The sequence below is a fragment of the Streptomyces sp. MnatMP-M17 genome, assembly GCF_900091995.1.
In the GTDB taxonomy this organism is placed as follows: Bacteria; Actinomycetota; Actinomycetes; order Streptomycetales; family Streptomycetaceae; genus Streptomyces.
The window spans coordinates 1-2,588 of record NZ_FMDK01001046.1 but is presented as its reverse complement, the minus strand read 5'-3'; the positions used below and the strand labels follow the sequence as shown (position 1 = coordinate 2,588).

The 2,588-nt window shown below is 72.1% G+C and carries 2 protein-coding genes and 1 pseudogene; all 3 read right to left on the bottom strand.

Translation table 11 applies throughout. From position 1 onward, the window contains the following. Positions 1–766, bottom strand: a 766-nt coding sequence (locus GA0115259_RS35665; RefSeq protein ID WP_161230567.1) for a magnesium chelatase ATPase subunit I, incomplete at its 3' end; no start/stop codon positions are given. A gap of 34 nt (positions 767–800) precedes the next feature. Beyond that, positions 801–2,381: a cobyric acid synthase gene (locus tag GA0115259_RS35660; RefSeq protein ID WP_093604535.1), complete on the bottom strand. Its 1,581-nt coding sequence runs from the start codon at positions 2,379–2,381 to the stop codon at positions 801–803. Further along, positions 2,378–2,588: pseudogene (locus GA0115259_RS35655) on the bottom strand (cobalamin biosynthesis protein); the annotation flags it as partial. The pseudogene GA0115259_RS35655 and the gene GA0115259_RS35660, both read right to left, overlap by 4 nt.

Below are 2,588 nucleotides of genomic sequence, written 5' to 3'. Positions count from 1 at the left end.
CGCCGAGCCGGACCTCGGGCAGCAGCGCGCGGGCCGCGACGATCCGTGCCCGCAGCGCGCTCTCCTCGTCGGCCCAGCGCGCGGCGAAGGCGGCCGGATCGTCGTCGTACGCGAGCCGCCGCCGTACGACCTCCACCCGCCGCTCCGGCTCCCGCGAGGCCGCGACCTCCACGGTGAGCCCGAAGCGGTCGAGCAACTGAGGCCGCAGCTCGCCCTCTTCGGGATTCATCGTCCCGACGAGCAGAAAGCGCGCGGCATGCCGTACGGAGACGCCCTCGCGCTCCACGTACGAGGCGCCCATGGCGGCGGCGTCCAGCAGCAGATCGACCAGATGGTCGTGCAGCAGGTTGACCTCGTCGACATACAGCACGCCTCGGTGCGCGTCCGCGAGCAGTCCGGGCTCGAAGGCCTTCACGCCCTCCGAGAGCGCCCGTTCGATGTCCAGCGCGCCGACGAGCCGGTCCTCGGAGGCGCCGACGGGCAGTTCGACCATGCGCGGCGGCCTGGAGACACCTGGGCCGCTCCCGTGCGGCCCGTCCGGGCACTGCGGATCGGGCGCGGCGGGATCGCAGCCGAACCGGCATCCGGCGACCACCGCCAGCTCGGGCAGCAGAGCGGAAAGGGCCCGTACGGCCGTGGACTTCGCCGTGCCCTTCTCGCCGCGTACGAGGACTCCGCCGACCGCCGGACTGACCGCGTTGAGCAGCAGGCCCAGCCGCAGATCGTCCATCCCCACGATGGCGGTGAACGGATACGGGGTGCTCATATGGTGATCGCTCCTTCGAGTACGGCGTCGGTGGTCACGGTGCTCCCGGAGGAATGAAGGGCAGTCCGGCCGGCGCGCCGTCCTCGATCAGCCGCAGCAGCGCGTCCGTGTCCGCGTGCTCCTCGATGAGGTCACCGAGAAGGTCGAGCTGTTCCTCGCGCAGCGCGCCGAAGCTCGTGTCGGGCGAGGGAACGAAACGCCGGCCCGCCGCCCGTGCCACCTCCGTAAGGAAGCGCCGCCGGAACGCGTCGCTCTCCAGCGCTCCATGCCAGTGCGTGCCCTGGACCGCGCCCACCCGGCAGCCGTCCAGCGGCCGTCCGTCCGCGTCGGAGACAAAGGCGTCGCCGCCTCGTACCTCGGCGACACCGTGATGGATCTCGTACCCGTCCACCGCCTCGCCCAGGGCCGTCCCGGACGGTCTGGCCAAGGTCTTCTCACGGGCGAACCGCACCCGTACGGGCAGCAGTCCCAGCCCGGCCACGGCGCCCGCCCGTGACTCCACCTCGTCCTCGATGTGCTCGCCGAGGATCTGATAGCCGCCGCAGATCCCGAGCACGGGACGGCCCTCGGCGGCCCGGCGCGCGAGCGCGTCGGCGAGCCCACGCTCCCGCAGCCATGCCAGCGCCTTCACCGTGCCGCGCGTGCCGGGTACCACCACGAGATCGGCGTCGGCCAGCTCCTCGGGACGGTCCACGAACCGCACGACGACGCCCGGTTCGGCCGCGAGCGCGTCCACGTCGGTGAAGTTGGACATCAGCGGTACGGCGCAGACCGCGACCCGCAGCACCTCCTCGCCGTACGGGCGGGCCACCAGGGACTCGCGCACGGCGCCGCGCAGCGAGATACGCAGTCCGTCCTCCTCGTCGATGCCCAGCCCGTGCCGCCAGGGCAGCACTCCGAGCGTCGCCCGGCCGGTCAGGCCGCGCAGCATCTCAAGACCGGGCTCCAGCAAGGACACATCGCCGCGGAACTTGTTGACGAGATAGCCCGCGATCAGCTCCTGGTCCTGCGGGCTCAGCAGCGCCGTCGTACCGAAGAACGAGGCGAAGACTCCGCCGCGGTCGATGTCGCCGACCACCACCACCGGCAGCCGCGCGGCGCGTGCGATTCCCATGTTGACGATGTCGGTACGGCGCAGATTGATCTCGGCCGGGCTGCCCGCGCCCTCGCAGATCACGGCGTCATGGGTGGCGCGCAGCTCCTCCAGACACTCCAGGACCGGGCCGAGCAGAGCCTCCCGGCGTCCGCCGCGCAGCGCGCTCCCGGAGTTCCCGGAGTTCTCGGAGCTGCCGAAGAATCCCTTGGCGCTCAGCTCGCCCACCGGCCGTCCCATCAGCACCACCTGGCTGCTGCGGTCGCCGCCGGGCTTCAGCAGGACGGGATTCATCAGCGCGGTCGGCTCCACCCGGGCAGCCTGGGCCTGCATCGCCTGCGCCCGTCCGATCTCCGCGCCCTCGCGCGTCACGAACGAATTCAGCGACATGTTCTGCCCTTTGAAGGGCGCGACCTTCACTCCACGGCGTATCAGCCAACGGCAGATCCCGGCCGTGACGACGCTCTTGCCCGCGTCCGAGGTGGTCCCGGCCACCAGCAGGCCTCCGCCGCGCCCGCTCATTCGCGTCCCCTTCCGGTGTCCGCCGTACGACGGCGTATCGCGCCGTACGCGAACCGGCCGGCGACACAGACCGCGAGGGCGTATCCGCTCACCCGGCGCGACAGCCGTACGGCTCGCTCGATGTCCGCCGTCTCCACGAGCCGCCCTTCGCCGTTCAGTACGGGCCGGTGCTCGACCCGTCCGCCGTACGCGAGCGTCCCGCCGAGC

Coding starts and splice junctions, on each gene's coding strand:
- GA0115259_RS35660 (WP_093604535.1), bottom strand. CDS start 2,381: ATGAGCGGGCGCGGCGGAGGCCTGCTGGTGGCCGGGACCACCTCGGAC.